This is a genomic window from Achromobacter sp. Root565 (genome assembly GCF_001427425.1).
Lineage (GTDB): Bacteria > Pseudomonadota > Gammaproteobacteria > Burkholderiales > Burkholderiaceae_B > Achromobacter > Achromobacter spanius_D.
The window spans coordinates 984,056-1,000,213 of sequence record NZ_LMGO01000001.1 but is presented as its reverse complement, the minus strand read 5'-3'; the positions used below and the strand labels follow the sequence as shown (position 1 = coordinate 1,000,213).

The window sequence follows — 16,158 nt, the reverse complement described above, 5'->3', positions numbered from 1 at the left end:
GCCGGCTAGCGCGCTGCGGCAGCCGCCCGGCAGGCCTCGTGCGCCAGGTCGCCCAGCGTGCGGATCGCCGCTTCGATGCCGGCTTCCCACGGATGCCCGTAGTTCAGGCGTAGCGCGCTGCCAAACTGGCCGCTGGCCGAGAAGATCGGGCCGGGCGCCACGCTGATGCCGCGCGCCAGCGCCTGGCGGTGCAGCGACAGCGCATCCACGGCGGAGGGCAGTTCCAGCCACAGGAAGAATCCGCCCTGCGGCCGCGTCACGCGCGTGCCGGCGGGAAAGGCCTGCGCGATGGCGTCGGCCATGCGCTCCTGCTGCGCCTGCAAGGTTTGGCGCAGGCGCCGCAGGTGGCGGTCGTAGCCGCCTTGTTCCAGGTATTCGGCAATCGCACCCTGCGCGGGGCCTGATGCCGACAGCGTCGATGACAGCTTCAGGCGCTGCACCTGCTGGGCATAGCGTCCGGCGCTGGCCCACCCAATGCGATAGCCGGGCGCCAGGCATTTCGAGAACGACGAACAATGCAGCACCAGTCCGCGCGTGTCGTAGGCCTTTGCGGGCACGGGCCGCGTCGTGCCAAAGTACAGCTCGCCATAGACGTCGTCTTCGATCAGCGGAATGTCGTGCCGCGCAAGCAGTTCGACCAGCTGCCGCTTTCTGTCGTCCGGCATCAGGCAGCCCAGCGGGTTCTGAAACTGCGTCATCAGCCAGCAGGCGCGCGGCGAGTGCCGCTGGATGGCGGCCTGCATCGCGTCCAGGTCGATCCCGGTGCGCGGATGGGTAGGCACTTCCAGCGCTTTCAGCCCAAGGCGTTCCAGCGCCTGCAGCGCACCGTAAAAGGTGGGCGCCTCGACCATGACGGTGTCGCCCGGTTGCGTGACCGCTTGCAGGCAGAGATTCAACGCTTCCAGGGCGCCGTTGGTGACGACGATATCGGTGGCGGGCAGGTTGATGCCGCCGATCAGGTAGCGCAGCGCGATCTGCCGTCGCAGGCGCGGATTGCCGGGCGCCAGGTCTTCGACGGTGTCACGCGGATCCTGACGCTTCAGATGCGCGGCCATGGCCTGCGCCAATCGCGGTAACGGAAACAACAGCGGGGAGGGGAAGGCCGAACCAAGCGGCGTGACGTCGCGATTGCGGACCGAGCCGAGGATGTCGAAGATCCGCTCGCTGATTGCCAGTTCGGTGGATTCGCCGTCGGGGCACGAGGCGCCCGGTTCGGGCGGCAGCGATTCGGCGGGGGCGTTGACGTAGTAGCCCGAGCGCGGCTGCGCGCGGATCAGGCCGCGGGCTTCGAGCAGGTAGTAGGCCTGGAAGACGGTGGAGGGGCTGACGCCGCGCGCGGCGCACGCGTCGCGCACCGAGGACAGCTTGTCGCCGGCCCGCAGGACGCCGCTTGCGATCGACGAGGCGATCTCGTCGGCCAGGGTTTCGTAAAGGCTCACGATGCCGCAGGGCGACGTTGCGGGCTCATTTGCTGCTTTGGAGGATCGCCATGGCCTGGCGTTCCATGAATTCGCCCAGCGTGTCGATGCCGCGCAGCTTGAGGATGGTATTGCGCACCGCCGCCTCGACCAGCACAGCCAGGTTGCGGCCCGCGGCCACTTGCAGCATCACCTTGCGTACGGGCAGGCCCAGCATGTCCTGCGTGATGTCCTGCAGCGGCAGGCGTTCGAACTTGTCCTGCGCGGTGGCGCGCACCAGGTGCACGATGAGTTTGAGCCGCATCTTGCGGCGCACCGAGGTTTCGCCAAAGATCGTGCGGATGTCGAGCAGGCCCAGGCCGCGGACTTCCAGCAGGTTCTGCAGCAGTTGCGGACAGTGGCCTTCGATCATGTTGGGCGCGGTGCGCGAGAACTCGACCGCGTCGTCGGCCACCAGGCCGTGGCCGCGCGAAATCAGTTCGAGCGCCAGTTCGCTTTTGCCCAGACCCGATTCGCCCGTGATCAGGACGCCCAGACCCAGCACGTCCAGGAACACACCGTGCACCGTGGTGGTGGGCGCGAGCTTCTTGCCGAGATAGATGCGCAAGAGGTCAATGAGCTGCGCGGCGGCAACCGGCGTGGACAGCAGCGGCACCTGGTGCTGGTCGCACTGGTCGACCAGATCCTGCGGCGGCGTCAGGCCATCGGCCAGCAGAATCGCCGGCACGCCGCCGATCAGCAGCTCGTCCATGTGGTGCATGCGGCGGCGCAGGTCGAAGCGCGTGTAGTACGCCAGCTCTTCCTGGCCGAACACCTGGATGCGCGACGGGTGAATAAGGTTCAAGTGGCCGACGAGATCGGCGGCCGCCATGCCGTCATCGGGAATCGCGCGGTCCGCGGCGCCCTGGCCCGAGATCCAGTTAAAGGGGATTTTGTCGGCGTTGTCGTCGACGAGTTCCTGCACCGTGAGCATGGCAGCGATTCCGCGTGGGATCAGAGTTGGCCGGTCGTGAGCATTCTGTGGACGATGGCCGCATCCGGCTCGGTGGCCAGGGCCTCGCGCAATGCCTTGTTGGACATGAGCTGGGCGAGTTCGGCCAGGATGTCCAGGTGCTGCTGCGTGGCGGTTTCAGGCACCAGCAGACACAGCAGCATCGACACGGGCTGTCCGTCGGGCGCGTCGAAGGTGATGGGCTGAGCAAGGCGGATGAACGCCGCCAGTGCTTGCTCCAGACCTTTCACGCGGCCGTGCGGCACGGCAACGCCCTGACCCAGGGCGGTAGACCCCAGGCGCTCGCGGGCAAAGAGGCTGTCGAACACGAGGGCGCGTGCCAAGCCGTTGTTGTTTTCAAAAAGCAGACCGGCCTGTTCGAACGCACGTTTCTTGCTCGTGGCGAGCATATCGAGCACGACGTTGCCGGCGGGGAGGATGCGCGACAAATGATTCATCAGGTCATTATATGGTTATATGACGCACTGCAACAATCAACCGCCCCGTGCTTCGGAGGACCGAGGAGCCAACGGGACCACAAGAGCGACAGCATAGTCTGATCGCGATACCTTGTGGACATTCTGGGCCTGGCAGGGTTCCCGCAGACGCCCGTATCGGACAAACGCAGGGAAAACGCCAAGTGGCCGACAGGCGGCAGCGAGATGAAACAGGGGATTGGGTGGTGCAGGAGGGGAGTTTGCCGATGCCCCAGCTGGACGTAAGGTCTAGCGGGACACCGGGACTTAGGCAGGATCGTGGGATCGCTGTACTGCTAGTCGCTCAGGTGAGCGGTCATGAAGCGCGTTACTGCTGGGGTGGCGAGAGGGTCGCCGCTTGCCGCTTCACGGACTCTGCTGAATGACTTCTTACCTTGTCCTTGTGCTTGATGACCTGACGGTCGACTTTGTCAGCAAGAAGGTCGATGGCTGCATAGAGGTTTTCATCGGTTGCTTCACAATGAATGTCCTTGCCGCTCAGACGCATGGTGATTTCGGCTCTATGCCGCAGGGGCTCTACTGAGAGCATGACCTGGGTATCGATGACGTGATCGAAATGCCGCAGCACTCGCGCCAGTTTGTTCATGACATATTCCCGGATGGCCGGGGTGACGTCGAGGTGACGACCGCAGATGCTCAGGTTCATAGTGTGCTCTCCTTCTAAAAGAGGAAAAAAGTGCGCAAAAGGCGCGGTAAGTTCGTAGGCGTTCTCCTTCAATAAGCAGGGTTCGTTTAGCTCTAGTGTATAGACTCGGGCCGATAAAACAAGCTGACCTACCGCAACTTCATGGCATTTTTATGGCTGAGCCCGAGAGCGTATGGCGGTCTTTTTTCATGCGTTACGGGGTCTTTCAGGCGGTGGTTACATACGGAAGTGTTCGCCCAGGTATACCCGGCGAACGGCGGGGTCGCCCACGATTTCCTCGGGGTGGCCGTCGGTCAGGACCTTGCCTTCACTGATGATGTAAGCGCGATCGCAGATGCCCAGGGTTTCGCGCACGTTGTGGTCGGTGATCAGCACGCCGATCCCGCGGCCCTTCAGGAAGCGCACGATGCGCTGGATCTCGATGACGGCGATGGGATCCACGCCGGCAAACGGTTCGTCCAGCAGGATGAAGCGCGGGCTGGTGGCCAGCGCGCGCGCGATTTCCACGCGCCGGCGTTCACCGCCCGACAGCGAGATCGCGGCGTTGCTGCGAATGTGCCCGATCTGCAGCTCTTCGAGCAGCGATTCCATCTGTTCGTTGATCTTGGGCGTCGTCAGCGGACGGCCATCCGGACCCACTTGCAATTCCAATACCGCGCGGATGTTCTGCTCCACCGTCAGGCGGCGGAACACGGAGGCATCTTGCGGCAGATACGACAGGCCCATGCGCGCGCGCTTGTGGATGGGCATCGCGGTGATGACGGAGCCGTCGATTTCGATGCGGCCCGCGTCCGCCGGCACCAGGCCGACGATCATGTAAAAGCTGGTGGTCTTGCCTGCGCCGTTGGGGCCCAAGAGGCCGACGACTTCGCCGCTGACCACGGACAGGGACACATCCTGCACGACGGTGCGGCCGTTGTAGGTCTTGCGCAGTCCGGTTGCGCGCAGGCTGCCCTGCTTGACGCCCGAAGGGGCGGAGGTCACGGGGGTCGGCACTGAAGGTTGATTCATCGTGGCTGCGATTGGTGTGGCGGGGGAAGCGCTTCAGCGCCCTTTCTTGGTTGCCTGCTGCTTGCGGCATTCAGCGACGGCGGCGTCCAGCTTGGCGCGCGGTTCGGCCAGGGACCGCACGCGTCCGCCAGCCGCGGCGGAGTTCGGGCCGCCTTGCGCTTCGTAGGTGCCGGACTTCTCGTTGTAGCGTACCCGCTCGCCGCGAATGGTATCGAACGGTTTCCCACAGACGTAGCGGACGATGACGGCCTGGCCGATCAGGTCGAACGTGCTGTTGGTGCCGTCGTATTCGGCGCGCAGGCCCTTGCCTTCGATGAGTTCGAAGCTGTCGGGGCGCTCCTGGCGGATCGTGACCACCTTGCCTTTGTCGGCGATGGCCGTGCCGTATTGGTTGCCCTGCGCATCCTCGTTCATTTGCAGCGTGTCTGACGACAGCGTCATCAGCCCGCGCGTCAGGTTGACGTTGCCGGTGAACACGCTTTGTTTCTTCACGTCGTCGTAGTGCAGCGTGTCCGACAGGATCAGCGTGCTGGGCTCTTCGGCCGGCGTGGCCGCTTTCGGTTCCGCCGCGTGCGCCGGCGCAAGCGCGAAGGCCGTCAACAGCACGGCGCCCATCAGGCGGGTCGTCGGGGCGAGGAAGGTCCGAAGGTCGGTCATGGCTTTTTCTGGTTAGAGTTGTTGGCAGGAATTTCGGTGCGGCGCTGCTGCTTGCCTTCCGAACCGGCAATTTCCACGTCGGTCGATGCCGAAACCTGCAATTGGCGAGTCTTGTTGTTGTAGTGCATGCCCGTGCCCTGCATGCGCGAGCGGCCCTTCAGGACCGTGGCGGGCAGGTCGGTGAAGACCACGTCTTCGTCGGGCAGGATGATGAGCTGCTGGCTGCGCACGTCCAGCATGTCGTTCTCGGCGTCGGGCTGGCGCAGCACATGGGCATCGCCTTGCATGACGATGCGCTTGCCGCCCTGTTCCATCACGGCCGTTTTGGAAACGGCCACCGTGATCGGATTGGACTCGCGCTGGCCCACGGCGCGCGGCGCCGTGACGTGATACGAGTCGTCGTCGGGAAAATGCTCCATATAGTCGCCTTCGAGGCGGTTGATGGGCTTGCCCGTGGGATCGGTGCGCAGCATCACGAATTCGCGCGACCACGCATCCATTTCGTGGGTGACGCGGCGCGGCGGGTCCACCTGGATGGCGCGCTGCGCGTAATCGGCCGCCCACCACGAACTGGTGACCAGCACCAGCAGCAGGAACAGCGCGATCAGTGAGGGAAAACGTTCTTTCATCGGGTGCGCCGCGAGGGCGTATTCGTTGAGGGCGGAATCACTGGATCGCCCCGGGGCCCAGCAGGCCCGGCGCAGCCAGGAAGGCGCCCAGGCGGCCTTGCGAGGCCAGGAGGAGATCGCAGCATTCGCGCACGGCCCCGCTTCCGCCGGGCAGGGTCGAAACCCAGTGCGCGGTCTGGCTGACGTAGCCGGGGGCGTTGGGCACGCTGGCGGCAAAACCCGCGCGCTGCAAGGCCGGCAGGTCGATGATGTCATCGCCCATGTAGCCGGTTTGATTCAGTTGGACACCGCAGCGCTGCGCAAGTTCGGTCAGGGCGGTGCCCTTGTCGCGCACGCCCTGGATCACTTCGGCGATGCCGAGTTCGGCCGCGCGGCGCGCGACGATGGGGCCGGAACGGCCGGTGATCAGCGCGACTTTCAGCCCGCCTTCCATCAGCAGCCGCAGCCCGTGGCCGTCCAGCGCGTGGAAGCGTTTTTGCAGTTCGCCGCCTTCGCCGTAATAGAGGCTGCCATCGGTCAGCACGCCGTCCACGTCGAAAACCATCAGCCGCACGGCCGCGGCGCGTTCGCGCACGATGGCGGGGATACGGGCAAGCACCAGCGCTTCGGCCGGGTGATTCACGGAAGCAGAGAGATTCATAGTCATACCACTTTAGCGGCCATCAGATCGTGCATGTGCAATGCACCGACCAGCGCGCCGTCATTGTCCATCACCAGCATGTGATTGAGCCGTTGTTCGTCCATCTGCCGGGCGGCCTCGACGGCGAGTGCCTCGGGGTTGATGCTGCGCGGCGATCGCGTCATGCCCGCCTCGACGGTCAGGCTGCGGATGTCGCCGTGCCGCGCGATCAGACGGCGCAAGTCGCCGTCGGTGAAGATGCCCAGCGGGCGGTGCTGTGCGTCGGTCACGACCGTCATGCCCATGCCCTTGGCCGACATGACCTCCAGGGCCTGCGACACCGGGGTGTCCGCCGTGACGATGGGCAAGGCGTTTCCCTGGCGCATGACGTCGCGCACGTGGGTGAGCAGCCGGCGGCCCAGCGCGCCGCCCGGGTGCGAGCGGGCAAAGTCCTGCGGGCCGAAACCGCGCGCTTCCAGGCAGGCGACGGCCAGGGCGTCGCCCAGCGCCAGTGCGGCCGTGGTGCTGGCGGTGGGGGCCAGGTTCAGGGGGCAGGCTTCCTGGGCCACGCTGGCATCCAGATGGATGTCGGCCTGGCGGGCCAGTTCGGATTGCGGGTTGCCGGTGATCGCCACCAGCCCGGCGCCCATGCGACGCACCACGGGCAGGATGGTCAGCAGTTCCTCGCCCGAGCCCGAATAGGAGATGGCGATGAGCACGTCGTCGCGGGTGATCATGCCCAGGTCGCCATGGACGGCCTCGGCGGCGTGCACGAAGAAGGCGGGGGTGCCGGTGGACGCCAGCGTCGCGGCGATCTTGCGGGCGATGTGTCCCGTTTTTCCGATGCCGCTGACGACCACCCGGCCGCGGCAGGCAAGCAGCAGGTCGACGACCCGCGTGAAGCTGTCATCCAGCCGGGCGGACAGGTCTTGCAGGCCCTGGCATTCAATCTGTAGCGTTCTGCGCGCAGATGCCAGCGCGGTGCCGGACGATGAGGTGGGATGGTCGGTCATGGGGCGGATTTTAATCTCAGTATGCTAGTTTGCCCCGCGCAGGGGCGTATGGCATGCTGGCGAGTCTTTCAATGGCTTTCAAACTTTCCTTCCAGGCCCGCTCCATGTCCAGCATTTCCAGTCCCGTCCTTGGCACGCCACTGTCCCCCCTGGCCACCCGCGTCATGCTGCTGGGGTCCGGTGAACTGGGCAAAGAGGTCATCATCGCCCTGCAGCGCCTGGGCGTCGAAGTCATTGCGGTGGATCGGTATGCCGACGCCCCGGGCCATCAGGTGGCGCACCGGGCGCATGTGGTCTCGATGACGGACCCGCAGGCCTTGCGGCAGGTCATCGAGCAGGAGCAGCCGCACGTTATTGTCCCTGAAATCGAGGCCATTGCCACCAGCTTGCTGGTGGAACTGGAAGCGGCCGGCGTGGCGCGGGTCACCCCGACGGCCCGCGCGGCCCAGCTCACCATGAATCGCGAAGGCATCCGCCGCCTGGCGGCCGAGACCCTGGGCCTGCCGACTTCGCCCTACAGCTTCGTCGACACCGAGGAAGAATTGCGCCGGGCCATTGACGGCGGCATCGGCTATCCGTGCGTCATCAAGCCGGTCATGTCGTCGTCGGGCAAAGGCCAGTCGGTCATCAAGAGCGCCGACGACGTGGCCTCCGCCTGGCGCTATGCCCAGGAAGGGGGCCGGGTCGGGGGCGGCCGCGCCATTGTCGAGGGGTTCATCCGCTTCGACTACGAAATCACGCTTCTGACCGTGCGCGCCCGTGGCGCCGACGGCCAGGTCGAGACCCGGTACTGCGAGCCCATCGGCCACAAGCAGGTCGACGGCGACTACGTCGAAAGCTGGCAGCCGCACCCGATGTCGCCGGCGGCGCTGCAGCGCGCCCGCGACATCGCGCTGGCCGTCACGTCCGAGCTGGGCGGCCTGGGCATCTTCGGCGTCGAGCTCTTCGTGGCGGGCGACCAGGTCTGGTTCTCGGAAGTCAGTCCGCGTCCGCACGACACCGGCATGGTCACCATGATTACCCAGGTGCAGAACGAATTCGAACTGCACGCCCGTGCGCTGCTGGGGCTGCCGGTCGATCCCAGCCTGCGCCAGCCGGGCGCCAGCAGCGTCATCTACGGTGGCGTGGAAGCCGGTGCTGTGTCGTTCCATGGCGTGGCCGAGGCCCTGGCTGAGCCCGGCACGGACATCCGTCTCTTCGGCAAGCCCGAATCGTTCGTCAAGCGCCGCATGGGCGTGGGCCTGGCCGTGGCCGAGGACGTAGCCGCCGCCCGCGCCAAGGCCAAGCGCGTGTCCGCCGCCGTGACCGTCAAGGCCGGCTGATCGCCCTGAACCCTGCGTCGCTGACGGGGTAAAAGCCCCCGGCAACCCCCAGCTTTTCCTCCCCTTGAACGCCACCCGCCTCACCGGCCGGTGGCGTTTTTGCCGTCCGCCGCCTCCGCCAAGTGTTGTATGGCTGTCACGTTGAACGGCTAATTTGCCGTGCGCGCCCTCTGAATGGCGTTGGTTTGCGCTCTTGCCCCTGCTGCAGGTGTGGTTTGCGCTTTCTCATCGTTTGTTCGATAATTTCAGAAATTTCTGAAATCAACGTAACTGCATATGTCGTGCAGGATTCGTTGTGTGACTGGCTGATCCTCATGGCGCTTTCCCCCCAGATTGAACGTTTCGTCCTGCACTTCGGTGAGATGGGCAGCCGTTGGGGCGTGAATCGCACCGTCGGCCAGATCTACGCACTGCTGTTCCTGGCGCCGCAGCCGCTCAACGCCGACGATATCGCCGAGGCCCTGGGCTTTTCGCGCTCGAACGTCAGCCTCGGGCTGAAAGAGCTGCAGTCCTGGCGCCTGGTCAGGCTGATGCATCAGGTGGGCGACCGCCGCGACTACTTCGAGACCCCCAAGGACGTCTGGGAAATCTTCCGCATCCTCATGGAAGAGAAGCGCAAGCGCGAAGTCGACCCCACCCTTACGCTCCTGCGCGACACGCTGCTGGAGTCGCCGTCCGGGCCCGACGAGGCTTACGCGCAACAACGAATGACCGAAATGCTGGAGCTCATCGAACTATCCACGGGGTGGTTCGATGAGGTTCAACGGCTGCCGCCCGAAACCCTGCAAAGCCTCATGAAACTTGGTTCCAAGGTGCAGAAGGTGTTGGGATTCGCCGGCAAATTGCGGGGCAAGGGCTGACCCGTCACGCCTCGATTTTTCAGGAAACCTCTATGAAGTTGTATGCAACGCCCCTAACATGGCGCGTCAGACGGCCTGGGAACCATGCCGGTTGCCGCAGCGCGTCGACGCCTTGGGAGCAGCCTCATGATTGATATCGATGTCGTGAATCTCTCGCGGTTCCAGTTCGCCGCGACCGTGCTCTACCATTTCATCTTTGTCCCGCTCACGCTTGGCCTGTCGTTCATCCTGGCCATCATGGAAAGCGTGTACGTCATGACCGGCCGCCCCATCTGGAGAAAGATGACGATGTTCTGGGGCACGCTGTTCGGCATCAACTTTGCGCTGGGCGTGGCGACCGGCGTGGTGATGGAGTTCCAGTTCGGCATGAACTGGTCCTACTACAGTCACTACGTGGGCGACATCTTCGGCGCGCCGCTGGCGCTCGAAGGGCTGATGGCGTTCTTCCTGGAAGCCACCTTCGTCGGCCTGTTCTTCTTCGGCTGGAACCGCATGTCCAAGGTCAGCCACCTGGCCGTGACCTGGCTGGTGGCCTTTGGCACCAACTTCTCGGCCCTGTGGATCCTGATCGCCAACGGCTGGATGCAGAACCCGGTCGGCGCGATCTTCAATCCGGACACGATGCGCATGGAAATGACCGACTTCGCCGCGGTCATCTTCAACCCTGTCGCGCAAGCCAAGTTCGTGCACACCGTCAGCGCCGGCTACGTGGCAGGCGCCATGTTCGTCATGTCGATCAGCGCCTGGTATCTGCTGCGCGGCCGCCATATCGACCTGGCCAAGCGCTCGATGGCGGTGGCCGCCAGCTTCGGTCTGGCCGGGGCGCTGTCGGTGGTCGTGCTGGGTGACGAAAGCGGTTACCTCACCACCGAACACCAGAAGATGAAGATCGCGGCCATGGAGTCCATGTGGCACACCGAGCCCGCGCCCGCATCGTTCAACCTATTCGCCATCCCGAACCAGGCCGAGCGCCGCAACGATTTCGCGATCGAGATTCCCTATGTCATGGGCATCATCGGCACGCGGTCGCTGACCACGCCGCTGCTGGGCATCAACGACCTGATCCTGCGCGCCGAAAATCGCATCCGCGACGGCCTCGTGGCCTATGAAGCCTTGCAGAAGATCCGCGCCAATCCCAAGGACGTCGATGCCCGCATGGTGTTCGACAAGACCTGGCCGGACCTGGGCTATGCGCTGCTCGTCAAGCGCCATGAGGAGGACCTCAGCAAGGTCACCGAGGCGCAGATCAAGCAGGCCGCGATCGATACCGTGCCGACCGTGGCGCCGCTGTTCTGGGCGTTCCGCATCATGGTCGCAGTGGGCATGTACCTGATCCTGTTCTTCGGCGTGGCGTTCTGGCTTGCGTCTCGCGGCCGCCTGGATAGCAGTCCCCGTCTGCTCAAGGTGGCGCTGTGGAGCCTGCCGCTGCCGTGGATCGCCATCGAAAGCGGCTGGTTCGTCGCCGAGTACGGCCGCCAGCCCTGGGTGATCGAAGGCGTGCTGCCCACGTATTACGCGGCATCGGGCCTCACGATCACCGACCTCGTCATCAGTCTGACGATCTTCCTGGTGCTGTACACGATCCTGCTCATCATCGGCGTGAAGGTCATGCTGCATGCCATCAAGGCCGGACCGAAATCCGACGGGCCGGCGCCGGGTGATGCCGCCGCCGATCCCGTCCACGCCGCCGTGCGCGCCTAAGGGGAGAAACGCAAATGGATACCCTTATTCCTTTCGACTACGGCACGCTGCGCGTGGTGTGGTGGGCGTTGATGGGCGCGTTGCTCATCGGCTTTGCCGTCATGGATGGCTTTGACTTGGGCGTGGCCGCGCTGTTGCCGGTGGTCGCCAAGACCGACGCCGAGCGCCGCATCGTGATTAACGTGGTGGGGCCGGTGTGGGAAGGCAACCAGGTCTGGCTCATCACCGCGGGCGGCGCCATCTTCGCCGCGTGGCCGTTGCTTTATGCCGCCTCGTTCTCGGGCTTTTACCTGGCGATGATGCTGGTGCTGCTTGCGCTGATTCTGCGGCCGGTCGGCTTCAAGTACCGCAGCAAGATGGAAGGCACGCGCTGGCGCAACCGCTGGGATGCCGTGCTGTGCTTCTCGGGCGTGCTGGCGTCGCTGGTGTTTGGCGTGGCCATGGGCAACGTCATCCTCGGCGTACCGTTCACGTATGACGCGGTGACGCTGCGTCCGATGTACGAAGGGCATTTCTTCCAGCTCTTCATGCCCTTCGCCTTGCTGGCAGGCGTACTGAGCGTGGTGATGTTGACCATGCACGGCGCGGTGCTGCTGGCCTGGCGCACGGATGATCCCGTGTCCTCGCGGGCGCGCAACTGGGGCCGGCTGTGCGCAATGCTCACCGCCGTGCTCTTCGTGGCCGGTGGCTTCTGGGTCGCGGGCGGCGTGCCGGGCCATGCGATCACCAGTGTGGTCGACCCGGCCGCGCCGTCGGACCCGATGCTCAAGTCCGTGTCGGTGCAGACCGGCGCCTGGATGGCCAACTACGCGAAGTGGCCGTGGATGTGGATCGCGCCCGCGCTGGGCGTGGCCGGCGCCTTGCTCGCGGGGCTGCTGCTGACCGTGCGCGCCAACATGCTGGCGTTCCTGTCGTCCTCGGCGTCCATCGCCGGCGTGATCCTGACGGTGGGCTTCTCGCTCTTCCCGTTCATCATGCCGTCCTCGGTCAATCCGAAGGCAGGCCTGACGGTATGGGACGGCTCGTCCAGCCATCTGACGCTGTGGATCATGGTGATCGCGGTTGCCGTATTCCTGCCCATCGTGACCCTCTACACCGCCTGGGTGTATCGCGTCATGCGCGGCAAGGTCACCCATGATTCGGTTGGCGATACGCCCAACTCGTACTGATAAAGGAACCAACACCATGTGGTATTTCTCATGGATCCTCGGCCTGGGCCTGGCGTGCGCTTTCGCCATTCTTAATGCGATGTGGTTCGAGTTGCGTGAAGGTCAGAGCCATGACCCGCGCGCCAGCCGCGGCGACGAGTGAGCGGCGGCGCAAGCAGCCTCGAGCACGACCCGTCGGCGTCCCTGCAGAAGCCGCCGCGCGAGCAGTCGCGGTGGCTGATGGGGCTGGCCCGGTCGGCGCGGTTTCCGCTCATTTTTGCGGGCGCCGCGCCGCTGGTAAGCGGCGTCTTGCTGGTCGTGCAGGCCTGGCTGCTTGCCAGGGTGCTCGATTCGGCGATCGTCGGCCATTTCCCGCGAGCTGAACTGCTGGGCAGCATCGCCGCCATCGCGGGGCTGATGCTGGTGCGCGCGTGCATCACGTGGGCCGGCGAGCGCGCCGGCGCGGATGCTTCCGAGCGCATCAAGCGCCACGTGCGCCAGTCCCTGTTTCAGCGGCTGGTGCAGAAAGGTCCTTACTGGAGCCGCGGCAAGGCGTCGGGTGAACTGGCGAGTGCGGTGGTCGACCAGGTGGAGGCGCTGGATGGCTTCTTTGCCAAGTACCTGCCCGCGATGGCCGCGGCCGCAATGCTTCCCGTGGCGTTTTCGGTGGTGCTGCTGCCGGTTGACGTGATTGCCGGCCTGGTGCTGTTGATCACCGCGCCGCTGATTCCGCTCTTCATGGCGCTGGTAGGGTGGGGCGCGCAAGGCGCCAGCCGCCGCCACTTGCGCGCCTTCGCTCGCCTGTCGGGCTTTTTTGCTGACCGGCTGCGCGGGCTGTCCACACTGAAGCTGTATGGACGCGCGCAGGCCGAGGCCCAGTCCGTCGTGGCGGCCAGCGATGCGCTGCGCCAGCGGACGATGTCGGTGCTGCGCATCGCGTTCCTGTCGTCGGCCGTGCTGGAATTCTTTGCCGCGCTGGGCGTGGCGGGCGTTGCCGTCTACATCGGCCTGACCTACCTGGGATTCCTGGACGTGCGCTGGTCGCCTCTGACCTTGCAGGCCGGGCTCTTCTGCCTGCTAATGGCGCCCGAGGTCTATGCCCCGCTGCGCCAGTTTGCGGCCCACTATCACGATCGCGCGACAGCGCTTGCCGCCGTGACGCAGATCGCCGTGCTGTTCGATGGCCTGCCGCAAGCCGAAGCCGAGGACACGTCCGCATTGCGCGGCCGGCCCGCGCACGCCGGCCCGGGCGCTGCGCTCGCCATCGGCGGTCTGCGCGTCGAGGCGCCGGGCCGTGGCCAGCCAGTGCTGGCGGATGCCGCTTTTGATCTGGCGCCGGGCGAACACGTGGCGCTGATGGGACCCAGCGGCGTCGGCAAATCCACATTCATCGAGGCCATCGCGCGTCTGCGGCCAGCCGACGGCGACATCCGCATCGATGGCCTGCCCCTGGCGCAATGGGATGAGGCCGCCTTGCGCCAGCGCGTGGCGCTGATCGGCCAGCGGCCGCAGTTGCTGGCCGGTTCGATCGCTGACAACATCCGGCTGGGGCAGCCGGGCGCCACGGATGCGCAGGTGCAGGACGCCGCGCGCCGCGCGTGCGTGCTGGAATTCACGCAGGACCTGCCGCAAGGCCTGGACACTGCGCTCGGCAGCCGCGGCCATGGTCTGTCCGGCGGCCAGGCGCAGCGCGTGGCGCTGGCCCGTCTGTTCCTGCGCGACCCCGGCCTGATTCTGCTGGACGAACCCACCGCCCATCTGGACGAAGCAACGCAGGCCCGCGTGCTGGACGAGATTCTGCAGTTTTCCGCCGGCCGCACCCTGGTGCTGGCGACGCATTCGCCCGCGGTGGCGGCAAGATTTGGCCGCGTGGCGCGCGTCGCCAACGGCACGGTAATAGACGCATGAAGAACCTGTTGTTGCTCCTGCCCCTGTACGCGCGCCGAAAAGGCGGGCTTTTGCTCGCATTGTTCTGCGCGCTGGCCACCGTTGCCGCTGGCGTGGGTCTGCTGGGCGTGTCGGGCTGGTTCCTGACCGGCGCGTTCCTGGCCGGCGCAGGCAGCGTCTTCAACCTGTTCGCGCCTTCCGCGCTGGTGCGCGGGCTGTCGTTCCTGCGCATCGTGTCGCGCTACGCCGACCGCGTGGTCGGGCATGCCGCCACCTTGCGTCTGCTGGCGGATCTGCGCGCCATGGTGTTCGCGGCGCTGATCCGGCTGACACCGCGCCAGTTGGCGCGTTATCGAAGCGGCGACCTGGTCGCCCGCATGACGAATGACGTCGACGCGCTGGATACGGTCTTTCTGTTTGTGCTCGCGCCGCTGGCCACCGCAATCATTGCCGGCGCGGTGCTCACCGCCGTGCTGGGGCAATGGGTGCCCGCCGCGGCGCTGGTCTTTGCGTTGGCGCTGCTGACGGCGTGCGCGGTGGTGCCGTTGTGGCTGTTGCGCGCGGCGCGCAAGCCCGGCGTGGCAGCACAGGAAAGCGCGGCAGGGCTGCGCGCCGCCACGCTGGACGCGGTGGACGGCCACGCGGACATGGTCGCGCTGCATGCGCAGGACCAGACGTTGGCGCACTTCGAGCGCCTGTGCGAAGCCAGCGCCCTGGCGCGGCGCAGTCAGGCGCGGGTGGCTGTGCGCGGGCAATGGTTCCTGCAGGTGGCCGCGGGCGCCGCGGTGATGGCGCTGCTGTGGTTCGGTCTGGCCGAGCATGAGGCGGGGCGGATCGAAGGCCCCGTCCTGGCCGGCCTGCTGCTGGCCGTCATCGGCATCTTCGAGGTTGCGGGCCCCATCATGCGCGGCGCTTCCCGGATGGGATCCGCGATGTCGGCAGCCGCGCGCATCCGAGAGATCACGCAATGCGAACCCGACATGCAGGATCCGGTTGTGCCGCGCCCGCTGCCCAATCACGGGGCGCTGGAACTGGAAGGCGTGCGCTTTGCCTACCCGGCGCGCGCGGCTGGCGACAGCGCGCCGGTGCTGCAGGACATCAACCTGCGCATCGAACCGGGTGAACGCGTGGCGATCGTGGGTGCAAGCGGCGCGGGCAAGTCCACGCTGCTGCATCTGATCCTCAGGCTGGAGGATCCGCAGGGTGGACACGTGCGGTTCGGCGGTTGCGATGCTCGCGAATGCGCGCAGGCGGACTGGCATCGGCGGATCGTTCTGCTGTCGCAGGATGCGCCCGTGTTCCTGGGCACGCTGCGCACCAATCTATTGATCGGCGATGCCACAGCCGACGATGCCGCCCTGTGGCGCGCCCTGGATGCGGCAAGGCTCGGCGAATTCGTGCGCGGCCTGCCCGACGGCCTGGACACGTGGGCGGGCGAGACGGGCTCGCAGTTGTCGGCCGGACAGGCGCGGCGCCTGTGCCTGGCCAGAGCCTTGCTGGCGCCTGCCGCGGTCATCGTGCTGGACGAGCCGACCGCGGGACTGGACGCCGCGGCTGAAGCCGCGTTCTTCGCGGACCTGGAACAGGCGGTGCGCGGGCGCACGGTTGTGCTGGCCACGCATGCGGCGTTGCCTGAAGGCGCGGTGCATCGTTGCCATGTGTTGCGTGACGGGCAATTGCATGACATGTCATCGCGCGCGGCAATCCTGGCTTAAGCGCGGCGGCGCGGTTATAGTTCGCCTTGCTTCAATTCTTCAGG

General features: G+C 65.9%; 16 protein-coding genes. 7 read left to right on the top strand and 9 right to left on the bottom strand.

The features are described 5' to 3' along the window. Nucleotides 1–5: 5 nt before the first annotated feature. The 9 genes from ASD71_RS04475 to ASD71_RS04435 form a co-directional block, all read right to left on the bottom strand. The gene (locus tag ASD71_RS04475) at nt 6–1,439 is read right to left on the bottom strand and encodes a PLP-dependent aminotransferase family protein (RefSeq protein WP_056560276.1); all 1,434 of its coding nucleotides are present in this window, start codon (nt 1,437–1,439) and stop codon (nt 6–8) included. A gap of 25 nt (nt 1,440–1,464) precedes the next feature. Beyond that, entirely contained in the window at nt 1,465–2,391 is a 927-nt protein-coding gene (hprK, locus tag ASD71_RS04470) for an HPr(Ser) kinase/phosphatase (protein ID WP_006216298.1), read from the bottom strand. Between the two features lie 20 nt (nt 2,392–2,411). Beyond that, nucleotides 2,412–2,867, bottom strand: coding sequence for a PTS sugar transporter subunit IIA (locus ASD71_RS04465; RefSeq protein WP_056560272.1), 456 nt, complete (start codon nt 2,865–2,867; stop codon nt 2,412–2,414). 346 nt (nt 2,868–3,213) lie between these two features. Further along, nucleotides 3,214–3,552 (bottom strand): ribosome hibernation-promoting factor, HPF/YfiA family, encoded by a 339-nt coding sequence (gene hpf / locus ASD71_RS04460; protein ID WP_056319592.1) that lies wholly within the window; start codon nt 3,550–3,552, stop codon nt 3,214–3,216. Between the two features lie 216 nt (nt 3,553–3,768). Beyond that, a complete protein-coding gene (gene lptB / locus ASD71_RS04455; protein WP_056560267.1) occupies nt 3,769–4,563 on the bottom strand; it encodes an LPS export ABC transporter ATP-binding protein in 795 nt (264 codons plus the stop codon). Nucleotides 4,564–4,596: 33 nt separating this feature from the next. Beyond that, nucleotides 4,597–5,220 carry a lipopolysaccharide transport periplasmic protein LptA gene (gene lptA, locus ASD71_RS04450; RefSeq protein WP_056560263.1) on the bottom strand — a complete coding sequence of 208 codons (624 nt, stop codon included), beginning with the start codon at nt 5,218–5,220 and terminating at the stop codon, nt 4,597–4,599. After that, complete coding sequence (gene lptC, locus ASD71_RS04445; protein WP_056560260.1) at nt 5,217–5,849, bottom strand: LPS export ABC transporter periplasmic protein LptC; 633 nt, start codon at nt 5,847–5,849, stop codon at nt 5,217–5,219. The genes lptA and lptC overlap by 4 nt, the downstream gene beginning before the upstream one ends. A 37-nt stretch (nt 5,850–5,886) precedes the next feature. Then, entirely contained in the window at nt 5,887–6,495 is a 609-nt protein-coding gene (locus tag ASD71_RS04440) for an HAD family hydrolase (RefSeq protein WP_082578795.1), read from the bottom strand. Next, complete coding sequence (locus ASD71_RS04435) at nt 6,492–7,481, bottom strand: SIS domain-containing protein (RefSeq protein WP_056560248.1); 990 nt, start codon at nt 7,479–7,481, stop codon at nt 6,492–6,494. Before ASD71_RS04435 ends, ASD71_RS04440 begins: the two co-directional genes overlap by 4 nt. A gap of 104 nt (nt 7,482–7,585) precedes the next feature. Here ASD71_RS04435 and purT point away from each other — a divergent pair, with 104 nt between their 5' ends. From purT to cydC, 7 genes are all read left to right on the top strand, one after another. Beyond that, entirely contained in the window at nt 7,586–8,803 is a 1,218-nt protein-coding gene (purT, locus tag ASD71_RS04430) for a formate-dependent phosphoribosylglycinamide formyltransferase (protein ID WP_056566395.1), read from the top strand. Between the two features lie 314 nt (nt 8,804–9,117). Next, a complete protein-coding gene (locus ASD71_RS04425) occupies nt 9,118–9,663 on the top strand; it encodes a GbsR/MarR family transcriptional regulator (protein ID WP_056566393.1) in 546 nt (181 codons plus the stop codon). A 126-nt stretch (nt 9,664–9,789) separates the two neighbouring features. Further along, nucleotides 9,790–11,364 (top strand): cytochrome ubiquinol oxidase subunit I, encoded by a 1,575-nt coding sequence (locus ASD71_RS04420; protein ID WP_056560244.1) that lies wholly within the window; start codon nt 9,790–9,792, stop codon nt 11,362–11,364. Between the two features lie 14 nt (nt 11,365–11,378). After that, nucleotides 11,379–12,533: a cytochrome d ubiquinol oxidase subunit II gene (gene cydB / locus ASD71_RS04415; RefSeq protein ID WP_056560233.1), complete on the top strand. Its 1,155-nt coding sequence runs from the start codon at nt 11,379–11,381 to the stop codon at nt 12,531–12,533. A gap of 16 nt (nt 12,534–12,549) precedes the next feature. Further along, nucleotides 12,550–12,675, top strand: coding sequence for a cytochrome bd-I oxidase subunit CydX (gene cydX / locus ASD71_RS04410; RefSeq protein WP_056560232.1), 126 nt, complete (start codon nt 12,550–12,552; stop codon nt 12,673–12,675). 77 nt (nt 12,676–12,752) lie between these two features. Further along, nucleotides 12,753–14,420, top strand: a complete 1,668-nt coding sequence (gene cydD, locus ASD71_RS04405) for a thiol reductant ABC exporter subunit CydD (protein WP_235512167.1) — start codon at nt 12,753–12,755, stop codon at nt 14,418–14,420. Further along, nucleotides 14,417–16,114, top strand: coding sequence for a thiol reductant ABC exporter subunit CydC (gene cydC, locus ASD71_RS04400; RefSeq protein ID WP_056560230.1), 1,698 nt, complete (start codon nt 14,417–14,419; stop codon nt 16,112–16,114). The genes cydD and cydC overlap by 4 nt, the downstream gene beginning before the upstream one ends. Nucleotides 16,115–16,158 lie beyond the last annotated feature (44 nt).